This is a genomic window from Pedobacter miscanthi, assembly GCF_003315595.1.
In the GTDB taxonomy this organism is placed as follows: Bacteria; Bacteroidota; Bacteroidia; order Sphingobacteriales; family Sphingobacteriaceae; genus Pedobacter; species Pedobacter miscanthi.
Window position 1 is genome coordinate 1 of sequence record NZ_QNQU01000034.1, and the last position, 25987, is coordinate 25987.

Annotated in this window: 25 protein-coding genes; 21 read left to right on the forward strand and 4 right to left on the reverse strand. The window is 39.2% G+C overall.

What is annotated here, in order from left to right; translation table 11 throughout:
• Window positions 1-131: 131 nt before the first annotated feature.
• From DRW42_RS25855 to DRW42_RS25930, 17 genes are all read left to right on the forward strand, one after another.
• Window positions 132-539 (forward strand): RidA family protein, encoded by a 408-nt coding sequence (locus DRW42_RS25855; protein WP_113951770.1) that lies wholly within the window; start codon window positions 132-134, stop codon window positions 537-539.
• 323 nt (window positions 540-862) lie between these two features.
• On the forward strand, window positions 863-1471 hold the full coding sequence (locus DRW42_RS25860; RefSeq protein ID WP_113951771.1) for a class I SAM-dependent methyltransferase: 609 nt from the start codon (window positions 863-865) through the stop codon (window positions 1469-1471).
• A 23-nt stretch (window positions 1472-1494) separates the two neighbouring features.
• Complete coding sequence (locus DRW42_RS25865; RefSeq protein WP_113951772.1) at window positions 1495-1716, forward strand: VF530 family protein; 222 nt, start codon at window positions 1495-1497, stop codon at window positions 1714-1716.
• Between the two features lie 207 nt (window positions 1717-1923).
• Complete coding sequence (locus tag DRW42_RS25870; RefSeq protein WP_113951773.1) at window positions 1924-2313, forward strand: hypothetical protein; 390 nt, start codon at window positions 1924-1926, stop codon at window positions 2311-2313.
• Between the two features lie 207 nt (window positions 2314-2520).
• Entirely contained in the window at window positions 2521-2691 is a 171-nt protein-coding gene (locus DRW42_RS28905) for a hypothetical protein (protein WP_158544407.1), read from the forward strand.
• 273 nt (window positions 2692-2964) lie between these two features.
• Window positions 2965-5781: a TonB-dependent receptor gene (locus tag DRW42_RS25875; RefSeq protein WP_113951774.1), complete on the forward strand. Its 2817-nt coding sequence runs from the start codon at window positions 2965-2967 to the stop codon at window positions 5779-5781.
• A 158-nt stretch (window positions 5782-5939) separates the two neighbouring features.
• A complete protein-coding gene (gene cysC / locus DRW42_RS25880) occupies window positions 5940-6524 on the forward strand; it encodes an adenylyl-sulfate kinase (protein WP_113951775.1) in 585 nt (194 codons plus the stop codon).
• Between the two features lie 498 nt (window positions 6525-7022).
• Window positions 7023-10052, forward strand: a complete 3030-nt coding sequence (locus DRW42_RS25885) for a SusC/RagA family TonB-linked outer membrane protein (RefSeq protein WP_113951776.1) — start codon at window positions 7023-7025, stop codon at window positions 10050-10052.
• 12 nt (window positions 10053-10064) lie between these two features.
• Window positions 10065-11567, forward strand: coding sequence for a RagB/SusD family nutrient uptake outer membrane protein (locus tag DRW42_RS25890; RefSeq protein ID WP_113951777.1), 1503 nt, complete (start codon window positions 10065-10067; stop codon window positions 11565-11567).
• A 54-nt stretch (window positions 11568-11621) separates the two neighbouring features.
• Window positions 11622-12623 (forward strand): discoidin domain-containing protein, encoded by a 1002-nt coding sequence (locus DRW42_RS25895; protein ID WP_113951778.1) that lies wholly within the window; start codon window positions 11622-11624, stop codon window positions 12621-12623.
• A 121-nt stretch (window positions 12624-12744) separates the two neighbouring features.
• Entirely contained in the window at window positions 12745-13203 is a 459-nt protein-coding gene (locus DRW42_RS25900) for a hypothetical protein (RefSeq protein WP_113951779.1), read from the forward strand.
• A 548-nt stretch (window positions 13204-13751) separates the two neighbouring features.
• Complete coding sequence (gene rpsL, locus DRW42_RS25905) at window positions 13752-14165, forward strand: 30S ribosomal protein S12 (protein WP_008244597.1); 414 nt, start codon at window positions 13752-13754, stop codon at window positions 14163-14165.
• Between the two features lie 17 nt (window positions 14166-14182).
• Window positions 14183-14650 carry a 30S ribosomal protein S7 gene (gene rpsG, locus DRW42_RS25910; protein WP_025145241.1) on the forward strand — a complete coding sequence of 156 codons (468 nt, stop codon included), beginning with the start codon at window positions 14183-14185 and terminating at the stop codon, window positions 14648-14650.
• Between the two features lie 128 nt (window positions 14651-14778).
• A complete protein-coding gene (fusA, locus tag DRW42_RS25915) occupies window positions 14779-16893 on the forward strand; it encodes an elongation factor G (protein ID WP_113951780.1) in 2115 nt (704 codons plus the stop codon).
• 143 nt (window positions 16894-17036) lie between these two features.
• Complete coding sequence (rpsJ, locus tag DRW42_RS25920; protein WP_008244591.1) at window positions 17037-17342, forward strand: 30S ribosomal protein S10; 306 nt, start codon at window positions 17037-17039, stop codon at window positions 17340-17342.
• A 99-nt stretch (window positions 17343-17441) separates the two neighbouring features.
• Window positions 17442-17687, forward strand: coding sequence for a hypothetical protein (locus DRW42_RS25925; protein ID WP_147243811.1), 246 nt, complete (start codon window positions 17442-17444; stop codon window positions 17685-17687).
• 188 nt (window positions 17688-17875) lie between these two features.
• On the forward strand, window positions 17876-18163 hold the full coding sequence (locus DRW42_RS25930; protein ID WP_113951782.1) for a hypothetical protein: 288 nt from the start codon (window positions 17876-17878) through the stop codon (window positions 18161-18163).
• A 277-nt stretch (window positions 18164-18440) separates the two neighbouring features.
• Here the strand turns inward: DRW42_RS25930 and DRW42_RS25935 are convergent, their stop codons facing one another.
• The 3 genes from DRW42_RS25935 to DRW42_RS25945 all read right to left on the reverse strand — a co-directional run bounded on the left by DRW42_RS25935 (window position 18441) and on the right by DRW42_RS25945 (window position 19753).
• Window positions 18441-18635: a YtxH domain-containing protein gene (locus tag DRW42_RS25935; RefSeq protein ID WP_113951783.1), complete on the reverse strand. Its 195-nt coding sequence runs from the start codon at window positions 18633-18635 to the stop codon at window positions 18441-18443.
• Window positions 18636-18646: 11 nt separating this feature from the next.
• Window positions 18647-19009 (reverse strand): hypothetical protein, encoded by a 363-nt coding sequence (locus DRW42_RS25940; RefSeq protein ID WP_113951784.1) that lies wholly within the window; start codon window positions 19007-19009, stop codon window positions 18647-18649.
• 96 nt (window positions 19010-19105) lie between these two features.
• The gene (locus tag DRW42_RS25945) at window positions 19106-19753 is read right to left on the reverse strand and encodes a hypothetical protein (protein WP_113951785.1); all 648 of its coding nucleotides are present in this window, start codon (window positions 19751-19753) and stop codon (window positions 19106-19108) included.
• Window positions 19754-19894: 141 nt separating this feature from the next.
• Between DRW42_RS25945 and DRW42_RS25950 the strand changes: the two genes are divergently transcribed.
• From DRW42_RS25950 to DRW42_RS25965, 4 genes are all read left to right on the forward strand, one after another.
• Entirely contained in the window at window positions 19895-21238 is a 1344-nt protein-coding gene (locus DRW42_RS25950) for a deoxyguanosinetriphosphate triphosphohydrolase (RefSeq protein ID WP_113951786.1), read from the forward strand.
• A gap of 247 nt (window positions 21239-21485) precedes the next feature.
• Window positions 21486-23864 carry a beta strand repeat-containing protein gene (locus DRW42_RS29415; RefSeq protein WP_113951787.1) on the forward strand — a complete coding sequence of 793 codons (2379 nt, stop codon included), beginning with the start codon at window positions 21486-21488 and terminating at the stop codon, window positions 23862-23864.
• A gap of 5 nt (window positions 23865-23869) precedes the next feature.
• On the forward strand, window positions 23870-24373 hold the full coding sequence (locus DRW42_RS25960) for a T9SS type B sorting domain-containing protein (protein ID WP_158544408.1): 504 nt from the start codon (window positions 23870-23872) through the stop codon (window positions 24371-24373).
• Between the two features lie 4 nt (window positions 24374-24377).
• Entirely contained in the window at window positions 24378-25265 is an 888-nt protein-coding gene (locus DRW42_RS25965) for a PorP/SprF family type IX secretion system membrane protein (RefSeq protein WP_113951812.1), read from the forward strand.
• A 94-nt stretch (window positions 25266-25359) separates the two neighbouring features.
• Here the strand turns inward: DRW42_RS25965 and DRW42_RS25970 are convergent, their stop codons facing one another.
• Complete coding sequence (locus tag DRW42_RS25970) at window positions 25360-25971, reverse strand: hypothetical protein (RefSeq protein ID WP_113951789.1); 612 nt, start codon at window positions 25969-25971, stop codon at window positions 25360-25362.
• Window positions 25972-25987 lie beyond the last annotated feature (16 nt).

Below are 25987 nucleotides of genomic sequence, written 5' to 3' on the forward strand. Positions count from 1 at the left end.
ATAAAATATTTTATTTGGAAATTAACACAGAATCTATCGGATCAGGGTGACGACCACGCTTACTTTATTGCAAACTACCGACGCTTTACTGTAAACTATCGGATAATTTAGCATCCATAAAATTTACAGATATGGAAAAACAAACTTTAGAAATTACCAATCCTGATGGGATATATGATCCGCGTCCGCACGGATATTCACATGTGGCTTCTGTTCCGGCCAATAGCCAATTGGTATATGTTGCAGGCCAGGGCGGTAGCAGAACGGATGGGATTTTAAGTGATGATTTTAGGACACAGGTAAACATTGTTTTCGAAAATATTGCCTTAGCTTTAAAAAGCAAAAATTTAACCATGGCCAATATTGCAAAACTGACCACGTTGGTGGTTGATTACGATGAAGATAAACACCATGTGCTGATTGAAGAATCGAACAAAATATGGCCTGACCAGAAATTCCCGGTTAATACACTTATTCCGGTACAAAGGCTGGCCCTAAACGGTATGCTGATCGAAATTGATGCCGTGGCTGTTGGTTAATTTGTAAAATTGGTTACAATTATTGCCAAACCGATATTTTTTTGGAAATGAGGGGTTCTTTTTTCTTGGCGGTTTTCAGTCCCGCTTTCCGTTTGTAGTGCCGGCGTGAAGCCGGCAGCTACCACTTCAATCGGGTTTAGAAACGTTGGTTCGATACCTTTGGCGCTAAGCTAGGAGCAGACCTTTCATCCTAAACCTGACAGTAGCGGGCATGGAGTGAAACGGAATAAAGCGGATGGCAGTACTGCATCTGCCAAGAACCATTGTACATTTATTTCCAATAAAATATTATTAATCTGGCATTGTTAAAGCATGATATACAGATGGAAAAAGGAGAAAGAAAAAACGTTTACAAAGTTTACAATAAAATAGGCCGCTGGTTTGCCGAAAACCGTTATGCTGATGCTGTTGAGCAGGCTTACCTGAATGATATACTCAAAAATCTTCCACCTGATGCAAAAGTTTTGGATGTTGGCTGCGGTGATGGCAAACCTATACTGGAATACTTCATTAAACACAATATAGATGTTTTGGGGGTGGACGCCAGTGAACAGATGATCGGATTGGCAAAAAATAATTTCCCTGTTACCCGGTTTTTATTAAAAGATATGCGCAAACTGAATCTGAATGAAAAATATGATGTTATTATTGCATGGCACAGCTTTTTTCATCTCCCTGCCGATGATCAGCCCGATATGTTCCGTATTTTTAAACAGCACCTAAAACCTAATGGTATTCTGCTTTTTACTTCAGGTACCGAAAGGGGAGAAGTGTGGGGGATAAATGATGGCGAAAATCTTTTTCATGCTTCACTAAATACCACCGAATATCAGAATTTGCTCCAGTCAAACCAATTTGAGGTGCTTAAACACAAAGTAAACGACCCTGATTGTGGTGGTGCAAATGTTTGGATGGCACAATACAAACCCTGATAATTTTGCCTTAACTTTGCCCTATGGCCGAACAGCAAAAAAATAATCCCTTACACGGTATCACTTTAGAAAAAATTGTAACCGATCTCCAAACACATTATGGTTGGGAAAAACTGGGATCACTCATCAGGATCGATTGTTTTAATAATAATCAATCTATAAAATCGAGTTTAAAATTTTTAAGAAGAACGCCCTGGGCCAGAAAAAAAGTAGAAGATTTATACGTGGACACGTTTGGGAAATGAATGAATTTTGAATGATAGAATTTAGAATGATGGAATTTTGAATGAATGAATGTTTCTGGAGTTAAATTAATCATTCATTCTCTCATTCAGTCAATCTTTCCGTCCCTCTCTCATTCAATTATTCACTCAATCATTTATTCATTCATTTCTCCCACCCTTGCAACCTTTCTTTTAAAATCTTCGTCATCCAGATCTAAACCTTATCAAATGAAAAATATTTTATACAGCCTTACTTTGGCAATCGTTTTATCGGGCTGCATCGCTAATGCTACCTATCAGGTTTTAAAAGGCAAACTGGATGTGCCGAAAAAACAATCTTACCAGATAACCTATCGTGCAGCTTTTGGCGATGGTTTAAGTGCCAATATCATTTATACAGATGAAAATGGTGGAGATGTGGAACTCAAAAAAATAAATGGCATCTGGGAAAAACAGGTGGTATTAAAATCGGGCACCCGTGTACAGTTTCAGGCCTTGGCCAAAGCAGGAGCGAAATCCCGCGCCGAATACAAAATACTTGTTGATGGTAAAGAAGTTTCCGGTTATATTTTAAGTGGAAAACGGCTCAATTATGTATACAAATTTGAATTGCCATAGCGTTAATCTCATGATGAATGAATCCTAAAATTCCTCCACTCACTCATTCAATCCCTCACTCACTCATTCATTTATCCAATCATTCTCTCATTCAATCATTAAACCCTTCTCTCATTCAACAATAAATTATTCATGCAATCTTCACATTGATTTTCGAGATTTAATTAATAAAATAACAAGGTTTATTCATCATTAATCAATGTAAAAATGAAAGCAATTAAAGTTTTAGTAATCGCCCTCGTAGCCGCTTTTACCATTAATACCGTAAGCGCTCAAACCGCCACTCCTGCAAAAGCCGGAACAGAAAAATCACAGACCAAAAAAGGCCATAAAAAACACCATCATAAAAAACATTCAAAGAAAGTAGCTAAAGCTTAAAAAAGGAAAGTCTTTCAGGTAAAACCGAAAGACTTTTTTGTTTTTATCTAACTTCAGAAGCCTTAACTTCCGAAGTCGGCCTTTGCCTGGGGCCTTTGAGACTTCGGAAGTTTGCATTAAGCTTCCAAAGTTTCTCCTTTTCTACCGCCTCGTTTAAACTTCGGATGAAAAAAAATACTTTTTTCTGTCACACTTTTTATTTTTTGGTGTCATATAGCTGAAACCTTCGTAAAAAGGTTAATCGAACAAATTAAAAAAAATGAAATTTTAGCTATGAAAACCTATTTATGGATAATGTTGTGCCTGATATCTACGAAAGTCTTCGCACAACAGACGGGTAATATAAATGGAAAAATTATTGACGGAAAAACAGATCAGCCCATTGAATATGTGGGGATTATCTTATCCAATAAAACCGATTCTACCAAAAAAATAGGCGTGGTAACCAATAAAGCCGGAGAATTTTCTTTTAATGCCGTTGCCAATGGCGATTATAAAATCAGGATTTCGGCAATGGGCTATAACCCGATAACTAAAAATATCACCGTTAACGGAAAAGCTCTTAATCTTGGGACTTTAAAGTTGGAAGAAGATGCCATTGCTTTAAAAGATGTTGCAGTAAGTGGTCGTTATGCTACGGCGACAGTAAAAAAAGATACCATAGAATTTAATGCCGATGCCTATAAAACCAGACCAAATGCTGCGGTAGAAGACCTTTTGAAAAAACTACCGGGGGTAACGGTTGATAAGGACGGAAGTATTTTAGTGCAGGGACAAAAAGTTACGCGTTTAACAGTTGATGGTAAAGACTTTTTTGGTACCGACCCTAAAACCGCAACCAAAAACCTGCCTGCCGATGCCATTGCAAAAGTACAATTGATTGACAGCAAAACGCAGGAAGCCAAAGCAACCGGAATTGACGATGGTCAGCGCGAAAAAGTGTTAAACCTCACCATTAAAGAAGATAAGAAAAAAGGCTGGTTTGGCAATGCCAACCTTGCCGGTGGCACAACAGATAAATACGGAAGTTATTTAAGTGCAAATCATTTTAACAATAACCTGCAGTTTGCCGTTTTGGGCATGAGCAACAATACCAATGATGCCAGTTTCGGTTACGATGACCTGAGCAGTTTCAGCGGGGGCAACATCGGTAATATCTTTGCACCACCCGCCGGAGGAAGTTTCTCGATTAATAGCAATAACGGTAAAACCACCATTGGCGGTAGTGGTGTTTTTGATAACAATGCCATAGGCTTATACACTACGCACAGTGGCGGGGTAAATTATAGTAACTCCTGGGGCAAAAACAATAAACTGGCCATCAGCGGCAGTTATTTTACTTATTTTTCTTCCGGTTTGGGCAATAAATTATCCAATATCCAGGATTTAAGTTCCGGTGATATTCTGCGTACCCTGGATAATACTAACCGCAACAGTGATAACCAGGCACACCGTTTTAATTTTAAAGCCGAATATCATCCCGATTCGTTAACGGATATGGTATTGCGCCCGAATGTAATTTTGAACAGTACCACCAATATCAATAACCGTACTTTTAATGCTAATTTTGATGCTACGGGTAAGGCAAATGATGGAAGCCAGTATTATAACCAGCATAATTTTACCCCTTCGCTATTTGGAGAGTTTAGCATACTGAGAAGACTGGCCAATAAAAAAGGTTCGTTTTCGCTACGTTTAAATGGCACGCAGAACACTTTTAATTCTGACTGGTTGAATAAATCACTGCTTAACCAGTATGTTAATGGCGGCACTACCGTTACCAATATCAACCAGCAGGCCAATCAGGAAAATGCTTCAAAAACCTATACCATCAACGGAAATTATGCGAGGCAGTTAAATCAAAAATGGAGTGCCAACCTAGCCTACGGTTATACACGGAGCATTGTTGATGCCCAGCAGGTCACTTTTGACTATAACCCAACAACCGATCGTTACGAAACCATTGTGCCATCACTAACCAATACTTTCGATAACCACAACAGCCTGCAAACCGCCGGTTTGGGTTTTATTTATACCGGAAAAGACTGGACATACAATTTCGGACTCAATGCGCAGGAAAGTTTATTAAATGCCAATGTATTTAATAATGTTGGTGCTAATATTGGAAACATCGAAAAATCGTATTATAATTTATTGCCGCGTTTAACGGTTAATTTTAAGAATAAAGCCAACCAAACTATAGCCATTAATTACCGGGCGAGTGTTAATTTGCCTTCAGTTACCGATCTCCAACCCGTACAGAACAATACCAACCCGCTATACCAACGAATTGGTAACCCTGATCTTGAAGCGAGAAAGAATCACCGTCTTTCGGTAAACTTCAATACTTTCAGTCCGGATAATAATCACTATTGGAATGGATATTTCCTTTATAACTTATCGTTTGATGATACGGGGAATGATATTACCTACAACAACGGTATCCAAACGGTAAAACCCATTAACGTAAATGGCAACTATTATGTGCGTGCCGGAACCTATTTTGGAATGCCATCAAAGCTTAAAGGTTTGCGGATGAATTATGGTGCGAATTTCTTTACAGAACGCAGAACAAACTTTATCAGCGGCGATAAAAACATTACCATCAGGTTCGAAATAGGGCCGAATATTAACTGGAGTTACGATATCGACGATAAATTTAATGCGGGTATTTATGCTTACGTAGGTTATACCAGGGTAAACAACACGGCAGAATCGGCCATTAACAATAAATATTTCAGTTTGGAAAACACCCTGAACCTCAGTTACGAATTTATAAAAGATTTAAGGGTGGAGGCCGATCTTAACCACATTGGTTCTGCCGGCCGTGCCGACGGGTTTAACAATAATTACTTTTTGCTTAATGCCGGTATCAACAAATACCTGATGAAAAGAAGGGTAACCCTGAGCTTAAAAGGTTTTGACATCCTGAACCAGAATACCAGCATCGATAGGATTGTAAACAGCAGCCGGATTGAAGATGTGCGTTACAACAACATTACCCGTTACTTTTACCTTTCATTGAATTATAAATTAACCAAAGTAGGGGCAAATAACGAAAGAAGTAATCCGCGTAGTACGGTTAATTAACGGTGTATTACAAGTTGCAAGTTTGAAAATCCCTTAACATTTCTATCAAAAGATAATGTTAAGGGATTTTATATTTTTAAATATATTAAACGCTAAATGTAAATTTAGCCGCGTATATTTAATTTTTTATTAGGCTAAATAATCCCGGTTAACGCATAATGTCTCTCCAAACCGAATCTAAAAAAGGCTTAAATGGCCTCAGTCAAAACGGAATCGTAATCTGGCTTTTTGGTCTGTCGGGTTCTGGAAAAACAACCATTTCTACCTTGTTAAAAGAAAAGTTGGAAGATGAAGGTTATTTTACAGTGACATTAGACGGTGATGTGCTACGTACAGGTATTAATAAAGACTTGGGTTTTAGCGAACAGGACAGGGCAGAAAACATCAGGCGGGCCGCAGAAATTGCCAAAGTGATGTTGAAAAATAATATCATTACCATTTGTTCTTTTATTACACCTTTGGAAGAACACCGGGCATTGGCTGCCGAAATTATCGGAGAACAATATTTTGAAGTTTTTTTAGACTGCCCTTTAGCCATCTGCCAGGAAAGGGATGTAAAAGGTTTATACAAAAACGCAGGATTAAACCTGATTAAAAATTTTACCGGCATTAGTGCCAGGTTCGAGCCTGCAATACTTGCAGATCTCACTATCAAAACCCACATCGAAAGTCCAGATGAAAGTAGGGACAGGGTATTTTCTCAGATCATTTCGAAAATAAATCAACATTCCCTAGATATTTAGGGCTAATGCCCAACATTAGTTTATTTTCTTTCACACTATTCCTTAAGTTGATTTTGAGGTATTTATTCTTTTTAGGTAAAAAATCTTAACGCAAACGTTTGTTAGTTTTTTTATCAAGTGGTATTCATCTGTTTTCTTATACGGATTTCTTGGATTATTGGTTCGAAAAAACAGTTTCAATCATATTAAAAGGATGTTCCTGAGCCAAGTTTCTAATGCGACCCGGCTGGGGGTATAAAATCGGCCAATTTCTCAATTTATAATCAAACGTTTGCGTGGTGTTTGAAGTTTTTGTGCGTTTTAAATCGCCTAAATTAGGTTTGGAAAGAGAAAATACGAAGGGTAACCAGCTTCAATACATACTTCTTTTTTCAATGAGCGAGCAACAAACATCCTAAAATTCTTATGTATAAAAAAGATAATTAGCCTATGATTTAAAAAGAAGAAATCTGAATTATCTCGCCACAACCTATCAACTAACTTAAAAACAACAATAACATGAAGATTAAATCTTTACTGATTTTTGGTGCAGTTGGCTTATTTTGGCTTAACGGAAGTGAAGCTTTTGCCAATTTAAACCATTCCATAAACCTTAACCCCGAGGCAACGGGGACAAACCAATTTGCCGATATTACCATTAAAGGAAAAATAACCGATAAATCTGGTCCGGTTCCCGGGGCAACCATTACTTTAAAGTCCAATCCAGGTATCGGAACCTCTACAGATGGATCAGGTAATTTTGCAATCACGGTGCCTGCCGATGGTATTTTGATCATAAAATCTGTAGGTTATAAAACACAGGAAATTCCTGTTCAGGGCAAAACTACAATCAACATTAGCCTCGAAGAAGAAAATAATAACCTGAGCGATGTGGTTGTGGTGGGTTATTCATCAAAAAAGCAGGGCGAATTGTCGAGTTCCGTTTCCATAATTTCTGCCGAAAAGTTAAAAGGGGTAGCATCTAACGATGTAATTTCCATGATTCAGGGTAAAGCCCCGGGCGTAGTGGTTTCTTCTGGCTCCGGCGATCCAACTTCTGCACCTAAAATGACAATAAGAGGTATTGGTAGTATCAATGGTGGTACAGCACCTTTGTTGGTGGTTGATGGAAATATTCTCGGCGCTTACGGTACAGAAGGTGCTACCTATAGCCCAAATGATGTAGAATCGATTACCATTTTAAAAGATGCTGCTGCAACTGGTTTGTATGGATCGCGTGCAGGGAGCGGGGTAATTATCGTTACCACCAAAACAGGTAAAGCAGGCGAAGCTAAAATAGAATTCAGTTCAACGGTAGGTTTTAACTCTCCTTCTACCGGTAATTTCAAATTGATGGACAGTCAGCAATTGTATGATTATCAAAAAACATTTTCCAATCCAGATCCATCAGTTTTAAAAAACGATACCAACTGGTGGGATCTGGCAACGCGGAATGGTATGACCCAAAACTATACTGTATCTGCTTCAGGAGGTACTGAAAAAACACGGTATTATGTTGCCGGTAACTTTTACAGAGAGCAGGGAACAGTAGTTAATAATGACAAAAATGCATATAACCTACGTGCAAACCTGAGTAGCCAGTTAACTAAAAAACTAAAATTAAGTTTATTGCTAAATGGTGTTTTTACAAGAAATAATTACGCCAACAGTAATTCTTTGGGCGATGGATATTTAAACCTTCCATTCGACCCTGCTTACAATGCCGATGGTACACCGGTTGATCCGCGTATTACACCAACATGGAAAGGCCGCGATGTAGAAAATTTTCTTCATTCTACACAATACAACCTTTCTTACCAAAGAAGCCTGAATTTAAGCGCCGATGTAAATTTAGATTATAACATTGTAAAAAACTTAACTTTCTCCAGCTATAACAGAACCACATTTTACAATACGTTTGCTGTAGATTATTACGATAAAAGAACCAAAGAGGGCGGAGCAACCAATGGCTCGCTTTACAATTCTACCACCTACAAAAACAGGTTATTAAGCTCAAACAGACTGAAATATGAAAACAGCTTTGGCGAAAACCATTTAACCGTACTGGCAGTTGGCGAAGCCGAAAAATCATATTACGATGAGGCTAATTTAAATGGCAAAAATCTTCCGGCCGGCCGTCCGGTAATGTCTACAGCAACCGATATTATCAGCAATCCATCGGGTGGAACCAACGAATATAATTTTAGTAAATATTTAAGTCAGGTTGATTATAACTATGCAGGTAAATATTTTGCAATAGCATCGTTTGTGCATGAAAACTCATCACGTTTTGGTTTAAATAAAAGCGGAGGCGATTTTTATCAGTTAGGAGCATCATGGATTTTGAGTAACGAAACATTTTTGAAAGACGTTAAACCAATTAGTTTCTTAAAGTTAAGAGCCAGTTATGGTACAACAGGTAATGCCGAAATTGGCGATTATCCGTCATTAGGATTATATGCAATTGATGCATCGGCCAGTTATGGTGGTTTGCCAGGGGCAAGGCCTGATCAGAAAGGCAATCCTGATTTAACCTGGGAAAAGCAAAAAACGGCTAATATTGGTTTTGATATCGGTTTTTGGAACAGGATAGATTTAACAGTTGATTTATATGATAAACGCTCAAATGCTTTATTGTTTAAAGTACCACTGCCATCAACCGATGGTTACGGTTATATTTTTCAAAACGTTGGAGCATTAAAAAACCGAGGGCTGGAGTTCAATTTAACCACTAAAAATTTTACCGGAGAATTTAAATGGGAAACCAATTTAAATATGGCCTTTAACCGCAATACAATTTTAGGCTTAACAGAAGGAAAAGATGCCATTACACCAGGTGGTTCGCAACCTAAAGCCGTAGGGCACGATATTTACGATTACAAAATGCCGATATGGGCAGGGGTAGATCCAAATAATGGCGATCCGCTATGGGAAAAAGTAATTACTGATGTAGACGGGCTAAACCATATTGCGGTAACCAACACCTATTCACAGGCTACCCGCCAATATACAGGTACATCGGCCTCGCCAAAATTTACCGGTGGTTTTACCAATACCTTTAGTTATAAAGGTGTTTCGCTGAGTGCATTTTTCAATTTTGTTTACGGTAACGAGGTGTACAACAATAGCCGTGCTTATTTTGATAACGATGGCTTGTACGAGAGCTATAATGCCATGGTATTAAAATCGGGCTGGAGCAGATGGGAAAAAGTTGGAGACATTGCCACACATCCTAAACCGGTGTTAGGTGGTAACCACGATTCCAATCAACAATCATCACGTTACCTGGAAGATGGAAGTTATATCCGCTTGCGCAACATTACGCTCGGTTATCAAATTCCAACCAGCTGGTTAAGTAAAATTAAAATAAGTAGTGCCAGAATTTTTGTTAGCGGAGATAATTTATGGACAGGGACGAAGTTTTCGGGTATAGATCCTGAGGTTGTACTTGCACCAGATGATAATGATCCCAATGTTATTCCGGGTAGTTCTAGTTTTAGATACCCGATCAGCAAAAAAATATTGTTTGGTGTAAACATTAGTTTATAGGAGAGGAAAAATATGAAAGCGAATCAAATTAAAATATATATAGTTGTACTTGCACTGATTTTTAGTGTAAGTAGTTGTAAAAAGGAAGTAAAACCATCAACAGCCATTGATGACGAATCTGCATTAACAAATCCTGGTGATATCGAGACTGCAACGATTGGCACTTATGCGGTATTGCGGAATGCGACCTATGTGCGGAGTGCTCATTTTTTAACAGAATTTCAGGGGGATAATGTGGCCCAGGGGCAACCATCTTCTGACGATCTTTCAAGGTGCTATCGTTATACCCACATCCCCACAGGGACACACGGCGCTAACTTTTGGAAACAGGCTTATTATGTTATTGTTGCTGCAAATAAGATTATAGCAGCTATTCCAGATAATTCGAGTGCGGATTTAAAGCAGCTTAAAGGTGAAAATCTTTACCTAAAGGGAATGATGGAGTTTAACCTGGTTCGCGTTTTTGGAAGACCTTATCCACAGGGTAACGGCGAAAATCCAGGTGTTCCCATCTTAAAAGAAGGTGTACCCGCGGGCACTCCGGCAAGAAATACAGTTAAAGAAGTATATGCTGCAGCCATTGCTGATTTATTAAAAGCAGCCGATTTAATGACTGTAGCAAAAGCAGACATTTTTGCTTCTAAAGAAGTTGCCTATGCTTTACTGTCACGCATTTATTTAAATATGGGCGATAATGCCAATGCGATAAAATATGCTGATCTGGTGATTGCTTCAGGTCGTTATAAATTACTTCAGGGAGCCGATTATGCCAGTTACTTTACTAAAATACCTGAAGCCAATTCGGAAACTATTTTTGCCATCCGTTATACCAAAACAGAAGATCAGGATTTTGGCGCCATCGGCTCCATGTATTATAGCGGTACGCCAGGTGCTTTATCTACCCCGGGTGCGCAAGGTAATACCGGTTACGGCGAAATTTATGCTTCTCAGCAATATGTGGCAGAGCTGGATAAAAATCCTGCAGATTTAAGGCACAGTTTTATTGCTCCTTACAAAATTAACGGTGTGTTGCAGGTAAATACTAAGATTGCGCCAAATGTGCCGATGTATTATGTAACGAAATATAATTTGCAGGAAGGAATTGCAAATTTAAGCTCGCCGGTTTACCTGCGCCTGGCCGAAATGTATCTGAACAAAGCCGAAGCAAATGCCAAACTGGGCAATGCGCAACTGGCACTTGATGATGTAAACCTGATCCGTACCAGGGCTGGAATACCAGTTTTAACGCTTGCAGGCATTGCTGCAGAAAATAAAACAGCTTTGGATATAGTTTTGGAAGAACGCAGACTCGAATTTGCTTTTGAAGGACAGCGCGCTTACGATCTGTTCAGGAACAACAGACCGATGACAAGAAACTACCCGGGTACCCATGCCTTAAATAACACACCCAATACTAACATCACACAAACCATTTTACCAACTGATGCCCGTGTTATTTTTTATGTTCCGCAATACGAGATAGACAATAACAAAAACCTAACGCAAAATCCTTAGTGCATTTATGATAACAATCATGGTTTTATCACCCTTGAAATCAAAATTAAAGAGATGAAAAATATAAAAATATATGTCATATTCCTTCTTTTGGCAGGTTTGGCAATAAGCTGTAAAAAGGAGAAGAGGGCTGAGCTGACTTCCAATTTAGAAGAGGTTGTGTTAGACCGTACGGGCTGGAGCGCCACAGCCTCAAGTCAGGAAACAACCAATTTACCGGGAACTGTTTTAGATGGAAATACGAATACCTTTTGGAGTTCGAATGCTACCGCGGCATTTCCGCACTGGTTATTAATCGACATGAAAAAACAGACGGTAGTTACAAAAATAGGCTTAACTACAAAACAGGGCGACCCGAAAGGTTTTACAAAATTCAGACTGGAGGGCAGTAATGATGGAACCAGTTTTACCGCTATTGGAGAACTTGTATTTAATCCTGCTATGTATACCGAACAGGCATTTACCTTATCGCCGGCAAGGAATGTACGTTACCTTAAATTAACCGCCATAGAAAAAGCTGCAACGCAAACAGGTAACATTACTTTTTTAGCGGAGTTTAGCGTGACTGGACTGCAGGAAAGAAAGCCGCTTACCGATATTGCATTGAGTAAAACAGGGTGGACAGCTACGGCTTCGAGCGAAGTAAATTACCTTGGCGATGAAACCAATTTAGCTGCTTATGTGGTTGACGTTATTTCGGCTAAAAGCCCAACTGCACCAACCGTTCCTTCATTTTGGCAAGCTGATTATGATGTGCTGCATCCGTATCCGCACTGGATTATTGTGGATATGAAAAAGGCGAGTTTACTTTCTTATATCGGCCTTAACGCCCATACCGACCCGAAACAAGGTTTTAGCAAATTTTCTATTTCGGGAAGTGTAGATGGTACAACTTTTACCCAATTGGGCGACGACCGGAATTTTAATCCGACCACGGTTAATGAGCAGAAATTTGCCGTTTCACCAACAGCTCCGATCCGTTATGTCAAAATTACTTTGCTCGAAGGTACGAGTTACCCTTGCCTCGCTAATTTTGAAGGATATGTAAAACTTTAAAATTATGGTAAATTCAAAGAAAGCGATCTCAATTCAGATCGCTTTCTTTGTTTAAAGCCTCTTTTGTATAGTTTATTAACTGATAAACAATATCTTTGAGTGATATTTTATTCTGTTATCTATGAAGAAAACGCTACTATTTATTTATACCATTGCATTAACATTATCTATTTCGGGTTGTAAAAAAGGCAGCATCAAAAACCTGAACAACATTACCTACGGTTCATCTTTTGGCATGTGCGTGGGTTATTGCTCCAGCAGTTTAGTGATCAGCGACTTAAAACTTACCTTTTCCAAATCGAAAAATGCCCAGCCAGCCGATACCAAAACCTGTAGTAAAAGCATTTCAGAAGCAGATATAGATGCCATTAAAAACGAACTCAACATCAATAAGATTTCGAACCTGCCCGAAGTAATCGGGTGCCCTGATTGTGCCGACGGCGGAGCCGAATGGATTTCGATCAATGCCGATGGCAAACAATATAAAATTACCTACGAGTACGGTAAAGCACCGAAAGAGCTAGAAGCGGCGGTAGCTAAATTAAAAGTGCTTAAAGATAGTTTTAAGGATTGTAATTAACAGAGAGTGTTATCTCATTAATTGAATCAGTTCTTTTCTGTCTTTGTTTTAAAAAGATTGCTTCATTCCGTCACAGTTTCCATCAGTTCGCAATTACGGTGATTTGGATTTTTAAACCTTGAGGGGGCAAACTTAAATTGCTCCGGTTTTTTGCCACCTAAACCCGATATACGTGGAAAGTGAGTTCTTCACGAGCTTGTAACATTAGCGGGGCCGAACCCAGCCTAAGGATTGCTGCAATTGCTTTCCAAATAATGTTTTGTAATCATGAAAAGATGCTGTAATGGATTTAATGTTTAAGGCGAGAAAGATTGCTGCACGCCATTACCATTTCCTCCGCTTCGGTTCGCAATGACGATGAGTAAGAGGAAGAACTGCAACTCCTTAATCTTCAACTGAAAACTGATAATTGCTAACTGAAAACTTTTTACGCTAACCCCTTGATTTTTAAAAAGAATTGTTCTACTTTTGCAGTCCGTTTTATGGGCTATCTGTGAAGATGCCGGGGGAGCGGTAAATTTTTTAAATAAAAAACATAAAAAAGCACAATGCCAACCATTCAACAATTAGTTAGAAAAGGTAGAGTAGCACTGGAGTTCAAGAGTAAGTCTCCAGCGTTGGACAGCTGTCCACAGCGAAGAGGTGTATGTACACGTGTGTACACCACTACCCCTAAAAAACCAAACTCAGCAATGCGTAAAGTAGCCCGTGTTCGTTTAACGAACGGTAAAGAGGTGAATGCTTACATTCCTGGAGAAGGTCACAACTTACAGGAACACTCTATCGTATTGATCCGTGGTGGTCGTGTTAAAGATTTACCAGGTGTACGTTACCACATCATCCGTGGTGCATTAGATACATCAGGTGTAGCTGGTCGTAACCAACGTCGTTCTAAATACGGTACTAAACGTCCTAAACCAGGTCAAGTAGCTGCGGCGCCAACTAAAGGTAAAAAGAAATAATCGGGAGGAAATAAGAAATGAGAAAGTCAAAACCAAAAAAGAGAATTATTCTTCCTGATCCAAAATTCAATGATGTTCAGGTAACCCGTTTTGTAAATAACATGATGTACGATGGAAAAAAATCTATCGCTTATTCAATCTTTTACGATGCTGTTGAAATTGCTGAGAAAAAAGCAGGTGAAAACGGTTTAGAGGTATTTAAACGTGCATTAACTAATATCATGCCAGCTGTAGAGGTTAAATCTCGTCGTGTTGGTGGTGCTAACTTCCAGGTTCCAACCGAGGTTAGACCAGAGCGTAAAACAGCTTTAGGTATGAAATGGTTAATTTTATATGCTCGTCGTCGTGGTGAAAAAACGATGAAAGAGAAATTAGCTGGTGAAATCGTAGCTGCCGCTAAAGGTGAAGGCGCTGCTGTTAAAAAGAAAGAAGATACGCATAAAATGGCTGAGGCTAACAAAGCGTTCTCTCACTTCAGATTCTAGTAGTAGGATTAACAGATTAGTAAGATTACACAGATTTAATTAGAAGATTATACTGATTAGATAAATTACACCGATTTGTTTTAACATAATCGGTGTAATCATTTAAAGTCAGAAATCAAAAACATAACATGGCAAGAGATTTAAAATTTACAAGAAATATTGGAATCGCGGCTCACATTGATGCGGGTAAAACTACAACAACCGAGCGTATTCTTTATTATGCTGGTGTAAGTCATAAAATTGGTGAGGTGCACGAAGGTGCTGCAACAATGGACTGGATGGCACAAGAGCAAGAGCGTGGTATTACCATTACTTCTGCTGCAACTACGGTTAACTGGAAATACAGAAACCAGAACTATCACATGAACATTATCGATACACCGGGACACGTGGATTTTACCGTAGAGGTAAACCGCTCGTTACGTGTATTGGATGGTTTGGTGTTCTTGTTCTCTGCTGTTGATGGTGTTGAGCCTCAATCAGAAACCAACTGGCGTTTAGCTAATAACTATAACGTTGCCCGTATCGGTTTCGTGAACAAAATGGACCGTTCTGGTGCAGATTTCTTAAAAGTTGTTAAGCAGGTTAAAGATATGTTAGGTAGTAATGCAGTTCCATTGCAATTACCTATCGGTGCTGAAGACCAGTTTAAAGGTGTGGTTGATTTGATCAACAACCGTGGTATCGTTTGGAACGAGCACGATAAAGGTATGACCTTTACCGAAGTGCCAATTCCTGATGATATGATTGATGAGGTTGCTGAGTGGAGAGAGAAATTATTAGAATCAGTTGCTGATTATGATGAGTCTCTAATGGAGAAATTCTTCGAAGCTCCTGAAACCATCACTGAGCGTGAAGTTTTAGACGCTTTACGTGCAGCTGTTTTAGATGCTAAAATCGTACCTATGGTTTGCGGTTCATCTTTCAAAAACAAAGGTGTTCAAACCATGTTGGATTATGTAATGGAGTTATTGCCTTCGCCTTTGGATTCAGAAGGTGTTGTAGGTACTAACCCTGATACTAACGAAGAAGTTTTATTAAAACCAAGCATCGAAGAGCCATTTGCAGCTTTAGCATTTAAAATTGCAACTGACCCATTTGTAGGCCGTTTATGCTTTATCCGTGTTTACTCGGGTAACTTAGAAGCTGGTTCTTACGTTTACAATACCCGTTCAGAAAGTAAAGAGCGTATTTCACGTATCTTCCAGATGCACGCAAACAAACAAAACCCGGTTCCTAATGTGGCTGCTGGTGATATTGCTGCGGTAGTTGGATTTAAAGATATCAAAACTGGTGATACACTTTGTGATGAGAAAAACCCTATCGTTCTTGAATCGATGGTATTCCCTGAGCCGGTTATCGGTTTAGCTATTGAGCCTAAAACTCAGGCTGATGTTGATAAATTAGGTATGGGCTTATCTAAATTAGCTGAAGAAGATCCTACATTCAGGGTTCAAACAGATCAGGAAACTGGTCAAACCGTTATCTCTGGTATGGGTGAGCTTCACTTGGATATCCTGATCGACCGCTTAAAACGTGAGTTTAAAGTAGAGGTTAACCAGGGTGCACCACAGGTAGCTTACAAAGAGGCAATCTTCGGTACTACAGAACACCGCGAAGTTTACAAAAAACAATCAGGTGGTCGTGGTAAATTTGCTGATATTAAAGTTGTAATCTCTCCGATTGATGCAGACTTTGAAAAAGGTGGATTACAGTTCGTAAACGAAATTGTGGGTGGTTCAATTCCACGTGAGTTTATCCCTTCAGTTGAGAAAGGATTTGCTTCTGCAATGGCGAACGGAGTATTAGCTGGTTATCCGCTTCCTGATATGAAAGTACGTTTGATCGATGGTTCATTCCATGCGGTCGATTCAGATGCTTTATCATTCGAGCTTGCTGCCCGTATGGCATATCGTGAGGCTTTACCTAAATGTAGACCTGCTTTGATGGAGCCTATCATGAAAATCGAAATCTTAACCCCTGAAGAAAACATGGGTGATGTTATCGGTGATATGAACCGTCGTCGTGGTCAGTTACAAGGTATGGATACCCGTAATGGTTCTCAGGTAATCAAAGCATTGGTTCCACTTTCAGAAATGTTCGGTTATGTAACCCAGTTACGTACCATCACTTCAGGTCGTGCAACTTCTACAATGGAATTTGATCACTATGAGCCAGCACCTAAAAACGTACAAGACGAGGTAGTTGCTAAATCAAAAGGCAGAATTAAATCTGAAGACTAATTTCTAGTATCTAGATTAAAGTGTCAAGTATCAAGAAAGGTTTTTCCATCTTGATACTCGATACTAAATACTTGCTACTAAAGAAGATAAATCCGGTTTCTGTTGTTAATAGCTCTAACAGGAAACCATAATTAAAATAGAAAATGAGCCAAAGAATCAGAATTAAATTAAAATCTTACGATTACAACTTGGTAGATAAATCTGCTGAGAAAATCGTAAAAACTGTTAAACCTACGGGTGCAGTTGTAAGTGGTCCGATTCCACTTCCTACAGAGAAAAAAATCTTTACTGTATTACGTTCTCCACACGTAAACAAAAAAGCTAGAGAGCAATTCCAGTTATGCGCTTATAAACGTTTATTGGATATTTATAGCTCTAACTCTAAAACAGTTGATGCTTTAATGAAACTTGAATTACCTAGCGGTGTTGAAGTTGAAATCAAAGTTTAATTGATTTTAAAAAGAACAAAAAAGGTCGCGATGCAAATCGCGGCCTTTTTTTATGCCATCACATGTCAAACAAAAGCTAAAAGCAGTGGTTTACTTGTTATGAGAAATGAAGAAAACCAAAGCAATGACCTGCCAATTGAAGGGCAGGATTTTGCAGATCCGAAGGAGGCATTAAAAGATAAACCTTCGTCGCATGGAGAAGTAGCCAATCAAAAAAAAGGCGATTTTTCTGAACTTGAAGAAAGCAGGATGGAAAATCCGCCAAAGCATCGCGATGGAAATGGATCAAGCAAAGATGATGTAGATAGTGATACCAAAATTAACCAGGAGAAAGGAGTGAAGTAACTATCCTCTGAACGTCATTTCGAACGGAGTGCAGCGCAGTTGAGAACCATGCAGTGTTCATCGAAGCTAAATCTACCCGGGGATAAATCTCTCCATTTCACTTCGTTTCAGTGGAGACGACGACTGTAATTTTAATAAATCTCCATTCCATAAACTTTTTCCCGTTATCTGTTGTTATTAAGATAAGAATGTCTGAAAACTATTACGTTATGGAAATGAACGAGGAGAATAAAAAAATCAATTCACAACTGGATGCAGATCAGGATATAGACTGGGATAACGGTGAGGCTACCTACGGTCATAAACGCAGTGATTTTAAGAGAAAAGATCAGCCGGATCAGGCGCATCTGGCAAAAACGGAAAGTACAGGGCATAACATCAATGAAGAGTTAAAAAATGCCAATTTAAGCCAGAATGAAGATATTGGCAACCGTAACAAGGAAGCAGATAAAGGAATAAGTGGCCAGGATCTTTAGTTAAACATGTTAAAAGGGAAATATCCATATAGAATAATCCCCTGATAACGATAATGCATTTTCCGGTAGATGGAAGTTATTTAGGATTCCACAACTGAAATGCGTTAATCAAAAGGCTAATGCCCTTAAATCGTTTAGTCTCTGATTTTAGTTAATAATGCCGCGAATCCTAATGCGGCCGCAAATTTCAACCATTTAAATCCTATATGCAATTATTGGAGGAATAATTGATTTGATATAAGTCATTAAATAATGTCTTTGTTGATTGTTTTTAGTGTCAGTATAAATCGCTGGTCTGCGAATAGTCCTGTCTTACCCTTTCCCCGTAGTTTTTAACTTTTTCTAAATATTCGGGAGCTTTCTCTTTAAAATCATCTACTAACGATTTCCCGTCTGTTGCTCTCTTTTTTGTAGCATATTTAAAACCATAAACTGCTGCAGCGCCTAAAATGGCATATTTCAATAATCCCATAGCTTAATAATTTATATTCCGGTGTTTAAAGCCCGGTCTTCATCTGTTTCATCTATACGGGTATTATTTTTAAAATCTTCAGATGAACTGCCTGTATGGCTCTCGGCACTTTTAATTGTTGGATGTGTATCCGCACTGTTGTAAGCATCGTCGCTAAGCGAATCCCTGCCTTGTGTGCCCGAGTTATCTAAACCATCCTTTGCGTCAGGATTGCCTTTAATCAGTTCACTCGGCTCTTTTCCATAAGCAGTAACCTCATTAACATTATTGCCCGCTTCGAAAGCTTTTTGCACATCCGATTTCTCTTCCTGTTGCTTATCCGGACCTACATAACCCTCGCTATGTTCTTCTTTATTATAGATGCTCGTTTTCATAACTATCAGTTTATCTTAAAACAGATTGGCTATTAAATAGTTTGAACAGAAAATACATCTAAATAAAAAAGGCAGATATTTCTATCTGCCTTTTGCTTAACTTTTATAAGGAAAGTTTCGCGATATTTTCCTCATCATCCGCTCTACCATATCATCAGTTGAACTCATGATGTTATCGTCCATTGTTTTAAAGAAACGCCAGAGTAATTCTCCATCCGAGCCATTGTTGATAGTTAAGAACATTGTTCCAGTTCCGGATTTTCCACCGAAACCTCCAAATAAAACAGCAGAAGCTATTGCACCTGCCTCAGTTTTAGTTTGTTCAGTCTCGAAACGACCGCCGATTACTGCATCAACACCCAGTATTTTTGCCAGCTCATCCTTAGTCGTTTCATCCAGTTTACCCAATACTCCGGCTTTCTTTAACAAAATATTGGTCTTATCAACATCCTGAAACGTTACGGTATAGTCTGAAGCTTTTCTTAACAGAAAAGTGTACATACTGGCCTGGATAGATCTAGCCATTGATTCTTCCTGACTTTTGTTCGCCTCTGCGCTAAAATTTTTTGGTTGTTTACGGTAAGAGATTTTTACCTCAAAAGGTAAAATAGCTACCGTTTTCTGGATTTTGATTGCCTCCCTTAGTTTTGGACTTTCAAAAATTTGCTTCGAACCCTCAAATTGTGCCTTTGTAAAAAGTGTAAAGCAGCACAAGAGAGCGAGCGTTAAATAGATCTTCTTCATTGTTTTGTTTGTTTGGTTATTTTGTAGCTAATATAAATAATCTTTTAATAAACGTAATTTAAATTTTACCTTAAACTTTATACGTTACCATTTTCCTGTTTTGATTAACTTGCGCCAAATTTTAAAGGCTTAGCGGTATAAATGGAGTGGAAATATTTACTTTCGAATAAACGGTACGGACAGGAACAATATGGTGCCAGCACCGATCGGGCACGTTCTGATTTTCAGCGTGATTACGATCGTTTGATTTTTTCATCCCCATTCAGAAGATTGCAGAATAAAACACAGGTTTTTCCGCTACCGGGAAGTGTTTTTGTGCATAACCGTTTAACACATAGTTTGGAAGTAGCGAGTGTGGCACGCTCAATGGCCAATATTTTTTTAAATAGTGTAACCGTTCACCAGCCCGAACTGATTAAAGAAGTTCCTTTGATTAATGAGGTAGGCAATATTGTGGCGGCGGCAGCGCTGGCACACGATCTGGGTAATCCTGCTTTTGGTCATTCAGGCGAGGCAGCCATTTCGAGGTATTTTACAGATGGCGATGGCCGTGTTTATCAAAAAGACATGAATGAATCGCAATGGCACGATCTAATCAATTTTGAAGGAAATGCCAATGCAATCCGGATACTTACCCACCCGTTAAAAGGAAAGGGAAACGATGCCTATGCTTTAACCTATTCTACCCTGGCTTCGATCGCTAAATATCCTTGTGCGTCAATCGCGGGTAAGCAGAAAGGACTTTTGCACCGTAAGAAATATGGTTTTTTCCAGTCGGAAGAAGAAACATTTAGAAAAATTGCTACCGAACTTCATTTAGAGCAGGAAGAAAATGAACACCTGGTTTATAAACGCCATCCTTTGGTTTATTTGGTTGAGGCGGCAGATGATATCTGTTACAGCATTATCGACCTGGAAGATGCACACCGCTTAAAGATCCTTTCTTACGAAGAAGTAAAGAATTATTTATTGCCATTTGCGAACTCAACAACCATCGAAAAGCGTTTACAAAATGATTACGAAGATGATGATGCTAAAATAGGTTTGTTAAGGGCAAAAGCAATTAATACATTAACCAACCAATGTGCGGGGATATTTTTCGAAGAACAGGAAAAAGTACTTAAAGGAAAGCTTAACCAAAGTTTAACCGACCTGTTGCCTGAACCTTATATTTCGGCCTGGAAAGCAGTAGAAAAGATTTCGGTAGAGCGTATTTATAATTTCTCGTCCGTAATTCAAAAGGAAGTTGCCGGTTATAAAATTATGGCTGGTTTACTGGAAGAATTTGTGCCTGCCCTAATCCATAATAATACCCACTATTATAAAAAACTGGTAAAACTGATTCCTAAACAGTACCATACTGATTTAACTGATATTTACTCCATTATACAAAGTGTGTTGGATTTTGTATCGGGCATGACAGATTTATATGCGGTTGACTTGTACCGTAACATTAAAGGAATTTCTTTTCCTTCAGAAACGTAAGTTGATTAAGCTTAAAGTATTTTTTCTTCTGTTATGATCATGGGATTTGAGCTGAAATTGGGTGTTTGTGTAAAATTTTAAAATATAATTTTACACATATATTTGATATTCAGTGTTTTTTCATTTAATGAGTATTAGTAATTAGCTTTTCGTGTAAAGCAATGTAAACGGGATGCACTAATTATTAGATTTGATCGTTAGGCGTTTTATTTTTTTTAAACGCAACGCTTAAATCTCGTCCCTCTATATGAAAAAACTTTTACTTTTTGCTATGCTAAGCATAGGCCTGGCATTTGCTGCCAAAGCACAGGCACCTCAGCAATTTAACTATCAGGGCGCAGCCAGAAATGCCAATGGATCGCCTCTGGCTAACAAAAATATTGCCCTCCGCATCAGTATTCTCGATGCATCAGTAACTGGTACCGTACAATACATGGAAGTTAGAAATGTAACCACAAATACTTTGGGTTTGTATGCGGTGGCTATTGGTTCGGCTGGTGCGAGTTCAAGCACAGGGAGTATAGCTGGGGTAACCTGGGCAAGTGGGTTAAAATTTGTAAAAGTAGAGATTGATCCTGATAATGGTACAAATTTTAGTTTAGCCGGGACTGCACAATTACTAAGCGTTCCTTATGCTTTATATGCAGCTAACGGGCCACAAGGACCAAAGGGTGATACCGGTGCAACGGGACCTGCGGGTGCGCAGGGGGTAGCTGGTATTGCCGGACCGCAAGGACCTGCCGGGCCTGCCGGAGCAACGGGTGCACAGGGGCCAATCGGATTAACAGGAGCACAGGGTGCAACCGGGGCTCAAGGCCCCAAAGGCGATAAAGGAGATACTGGTCCGGTTGGGCCATCTACCGGAACAGCAGGTGGTGATTTAACCGGAAATTTTCCAAATCCAACCATTGCCAGTTTACAGGGAAAAACATTAAATGCGGCTGCTCCATCAAATAACCAGGTGCTGTTATTTGATGGAACAACATGGAAACCCGTTACCCTGGATGTGAGTCAGCTATCAGGCGCAAAAGCGCTAACTTCTACCGATTTAAGCATCAGTACTAACGGGGCAACTGCCTTGTTAAAAGATGTAATTATTGATATTAATGCCGGAGCGGTAAGTACTGTTAAACTTGCAGATGGTGCCGTTACTAACCCAAAATTGGCAGATGCAGCGGTAACCTCAGTTAAAATCGGAAGCAAAGAAGTAAAAAATATCAACATTGGCGATTCTGCTGTAAATACCCTGCAATTGTTTGATAAATCGGTAACCACTGCAAAACTGGCCGACGGAGCGGTAACTTCCATCAAAATAGGCAATAAAGAAGTTAAAAATATTAACATTGATGATGCGGCAGTAAACACCCTTCAACTTGCTGACGGATCAGTAACAACACCAAAACTTGCCGATGCGGCAGTAACTTCCATCAAAATAGGCAATAAAGAAGTTAAAAATATTAACATTGATGACGCGGCAGTAAATACCCTTCAGCTTGCAGACGGTGCTGTTACTACCCCAAAATTAGCCGATGCATCGGTTACTATCGCTAAGCTGACCACAAATGGTGTAAGTGATGCGAATAAGGTTTACATTACCAATGCAGCAACCGGAAAGCCTGAATTGATTAGCAGGACGCTGTTTGCAAATGCAAATGCCTGGGCATTGCGTGGAAATACCGGCAATATCGACCAGAATAATAATTTTTTGGGTAATACCGATGATGTTGCCATTAATTTTCTGGTTAACGGTTTAAAATCAGGGCGATTGGGTAATTCTGCCGAAACCAACATTTCTTATGGTTATAAATCCCTTACGGCAAATGTATCTGGTTTCTACAACAGCGCATTCGGAAGGGAAGCTTTATCGGTAAATATTTCAGGATACGAAAGCAGTGCATTTGGCTACCAGGTATTACAACGCAGTTTCAGTGGGATCAATAACAGCGGTTTTGGTTCGCAGGCCTTATCTGCCAATACTGTTGGAAGTAACAATACGGCCCTGGGCACTCATACTTTGTTGGCCAATGGAACAGGTGTTGCCAATACTGCTGTAGGAAGTTTGGCCTTAGAAGCAAATAATGGCGATAATAATGTGGCTTTGGGTTGTAATGCCGGATCAAAAAACAATGGATCAGGTAATGTTTTTATCGGAAGCAATGCTGCCGGTAATAGTACCAACATAAATAATACGCTTGTTATAGCCAATTCGGGTACTGCTTATCCTTTAGTAGCAGGTAATTTTAATGTAAATGGTGGTACCTTAACACTTAACGGAACATCAGCAGCAACTTCTACTGCCTATGCACCAGCAAATACGAGTACCTTAAATATCAACGGATCGGTTGCGGCCGGTATTTTAACTTTCAGTACGGCGGGCGCTTTAACACTTGATGCCAGTCATTACACCGTAAGGATAAAAAATGCGGGTGCAGCTGTAACCGTCAATCTTCCGGTGGCCAGCACTTGTAAAGGAAGGATTTATGTGCTGATTAAAGCATTATCATCAGGTGATGTAACGTTAAACAGCCCGGTTATCATGAACGACGATTCTAACCTAAGCACCCTTACCGGAGCAAAAACCTTAACCATTCAAAGCGATGGTTCGGCCTGGATTTCTATAAACTAAATATGATGGGAAAAATATACTACCTGTTTATGTTCTTGCTGTGCATGTTTATGGGAAGCAATGTTAAAGCGCAAAGTTTACCTTATGTGCTTAACCCGGCCAGTGGCTATGGAAAAATCAATGATCAGTTATACGATTTCAGTATAGGCGAGCTAACGGTTGTACAAACCTTTCAGGCGGGTAATAATACCTTAACCCAGGGGTTTTTGCAGCCCTTTTTAATCATCCAGACTAGTGCTGATGTTGCCATTGTAAACAATATCATTACACCAAACGCCGACGGTAAAAACGATTTCTTCCTGATTAAAGGTTTAGAAAAATATCCGAACAATAAGCTTACAATTTTTGATAGGGGAGGAAGGCTGATTTTTTCTACCAGTAATTATCAGAATAACTGGGATGGGTATTTCAATGGTAAACCATTATCAGAAGATACTTACTACTACATGCTCGATTTGGGAATGGATGGATCAATTAAGGGTTTTATATCAGTTTTATATAAAAAATAAGGGTATGGGAAAGATAAAGTATTACATATCCTTGCTGATGTTTTTGTTGATTACACCAGCATTTGCCCAGCTTAACCCTATGGGAAGTATTTATTACCAGAACCAGTTTCTGGCCAACCCGGCAATGGCAGGTTTGGAAACGGGACTTAATTTAAATGCCGCTTTTAAGACCCAATGGGCCGGGGTAGACGGGGCTCCAAAAACGCAGTATTTAACCGGCGATTATGGTTTAACAAATAATAAAGTAGGCTTAGGTTTTCTCTTTTATAACGAAGCGGCAGGTGCCATTAACCGCACAAGGGCAACAGTAACTTATGCTTACCACTTGCCTTTGAACAGCGGAAATAGTTTTTTGGATTTTGGTTTGTCTGCCGGGCTTATGAACGAATGGATAGACTTTGGTAAAGTAAAAGGCGATCTGGACGATGATGTGCTTAATAGCTTTAACGATCGCAGACTTTATTTAGACGGAGATTTTGGCGTGGCCTACCGTACCGATAAATTAACACTGCAGGCTGCTTTGCCAAACCTTAAACGTTTTTTTAAAAGAGATGTATTAAGAAATGTAGTAGATCGCTCTACGTATTTTGTTGCAGCAGGTTATAAATTTTCTACTGATAAAGTGATTAGTAGTATAGAACCAAAACTGGTTTACAGGGGGGTGCAAAATTATGACGGTATTTTTGATGCAGGCGTAAATCTCCAGGTACTTGATAATAAACTATTGTTTAATGGAATATATCATAGCTCTAATAGTTTTACTGCGGGCTTTGGTGCTAATTATAAAGGCCAGGTTTCGCTATTGTTTCAGTATACTACCAACACCTCTAAAATGCAGAATTACAGCAATGGCGAGTTTGAGGTAGGCTTAAAATACAGTATTAGAAATTAAAGGCTTATTTTGAATTTTGAATGATCGAATTTTGAATGATTGAATAAGCTTCAACTTTCATTCAATCATTCAAAATTCAATCATTAGGCTTTGCCTATCTTCCCCCTCTTTCGTCCCATTTATTTCTTTCATCCTGCAACTCGCGTGCAAGCCTCATTTCCTTATCTTTTGCTTTTACCTTATGCGCCTGAAACTCATCGGCCACTTCCTGGTAAAGTTCGGTACGGTATTTTGCCTCATGTTTTAGTTTGCCCGATTGGAAAATAACAAAGGCAAAGCCTATCGCCAATACAATAATAATGGCCCAAACAATGGTATTGTAAGTGCCTTTATCAAAAGCGATTCCTAAAAATTTAATTTCGTTAACAGCGGCGTTGGCATTGGCCAGCGAACTTTCTTTTCCGTTAACTTCGCCCTTTAAACTCGAAATATTACCGGCCTGCGATTTAATCTCCTGCCTGGCCTGCTGAAGTTGTTTACGTTCTTTTTTTAGCGTATCGTTAACACTTTTCCATAAAGCCGATAACCGGGTTGGGTTAATCAGCCTTGCACCATACAAGCTTTTAGATTTTCTTAACATAAACTCATACTGACCATTTAACGAAGGATCGGTATTTTTTAAGGTGTCTTGCTGAACCTGCCCAAAGGCAACATTGAAAAACAGCATGGCTACTAAAAACAATAGGGTGTGTTTAATTTTCTGCATAGTTTAATATATAGGT

Bases quoted from the DNA above. Each gene is read 5' to 3' on its own strand.
- DRW42_RS25855 (WP_113951770.1), top strand. From the start codon at position 132: ATGGAAAAACAAACTTTAGAAATTACCAATCCTGATGGGATATATGAT.
- DRW42_RS25860 (WP_113951771.1), top strand. From the start codon at position 863: ATGGAAAAAGGAGAAAGAAAAAACGTTTACAAAGTTTACAATAAAATA.
- DRW42_RS25865 (WP_113951772.1), top strand. From the start codon at position 1,495: ATGGCCGAACAGCAAAAAAATAATCCCTTACACGGTATCACTTTAGAA.
- DRW42_RS25870 (WP_113951773.1), top strand. From the start codon at position 1,924: ATGAAAAATATTTTATACAGCCTTACTTTGGCAATCGTTTTATCGGGC.
- DRW42_RS28905 (WP_158544407.1), top strand. From the start codon at position 2,521: ATGAAAGCAATTAAAGTTTTAGTAATCGCCCTCGTAGCCGCTTTTACC.
- DRW42_RS25875 (WP_113951774.1), top strand. From the start codon at position 2,965: ATGAAAACCTATTTATGGATAATGTTGTGCCTGATATCTACGAAAGTC.
- cysC (WP_113951775.1), top strand. From the start codon at position 5,940: ATGTCTCTCCAAACCGAATCTAAAAAAGGCTTAAATGGCCTCAGTCAA.
- DRW42_RS25885 (WP_113951776.1), top strand. From the start codon at position 7,023: ATGAAGATTAAATCTTTACTGATTTTTGGTGCAGTTGGCTTATTTTGG.
- DRW42_RS25890 (WP_113951777.1), top strand. From the start codon at position 10,065: ATGAAAGCGAATCAAATTAAAATATATATAGTTGTACTTGCACTGATT.
- DRW42_RS25895 (WP_113951778.1), top strand. From the start codon at position 11,622: ATGAAAAATATAAAAATATATGTCATATTCCTTCTTTTGGCAGGTTTG.
- DRW42_RS25900 (WP_113951779.1), top strand. From the start codon at position 12,745: ATGAAGAAAACGCTACTATTTATTTATACCATTGCATTAACATTATCT.
- rpsL (WP_008244597.1), top strand. From the start codon at position 13,752: ATGCCAACCATTCAACAATTAGTTAGAAAAGGTAGAGTAGCACTGGAG.
- rpsG (WP_025145241.1), top strand. From the start codon at position 14,183: ATGAGAAAGTCAAAACCAAAAAAGAGAATTATTCTTCCTGATCCAAAA.
- fusA (WP_113951780.1), top strand. From the start codon at position 14,779: ATGGCAAGAGATTTAAAATTTACAAGAAATATTGGAATCGCGGCTCAC.
- rpsJ (WP_008244591.1), top strand. From the start codon at position 17,037: ATGAGCCAAAGAATCAGAATTAAATTAAAATCTTACGATTACAACTTG.
- DRW42_RS25925 (WP_147243811.1), top strand. From the start codon at position 17,442: ATGAGAAATGAAGAAAACCAAAGCAATGACCTGCCAATTGAAGGGCAG.
- DRW42_RS25930 (WP_113951782.1), top strand. From the start codon at position 17,876: ATGTCTGAAAACTATTACGTTATGGAAATGAACGAGGAGAATAAAAAA.
- DRW42_RS25935 (WP_113951783.1), bottom strand. From the start codon at position 18,635: ATGGGATTATTGAAATATGCCATTTTAGGCGCTGCAGCAGTTTATGGT.
- DRW42_RS25940 (WP_113951784.1), bottom strand. From the start codon at position 19,009: ATGAAAACGAGCATCTATAATAAAGAAGAACATAGCGAGGGTTATGTA.
- DRW42_RS25945 (WP_113951785.1), bottom strand. From the start codon at position 19,753: ATGAAGAAGATCTATTTAACGCTCGCTCTCTTGTGCTGCTTTACACTT.
- DRW42_RS25950 (WP_113951786.1), top strand. From the start codon at position 19,895: ATGGAGTGGAAATATTTACTTTCGAATAAACGGTACGGACAGGAACAA.
- DRW42_RS29415 (WP_113951787.1), top strand. From the start codon at position 21,486: ATGAAAAAACTTTTACTTTTTGCTATGCTAAGCATAGGCCTGGCATTT.
- DRW42_RS25960 (WP_158544408.1), top strand. From the start codon at position 23,870: ATGGGAAAAATATACTACCTGTTTATGTTCTTGCTGTGCATGTTTATG.
- DRW42_RS25965 (WP_113951812.1), top strand. From the start codon at position 24,378: ATGGGAAAGATAAAGTATTACATATCCTTGCTGATGTTTTTGTTGATT.
- DRW42_RS25970 (WP_113951789.1), bottom strand. From the start codon at position 25,971: ATGCAGAAAATTAAACACACCCTATTGTTTTTAGTAGCCATGCTGTTT.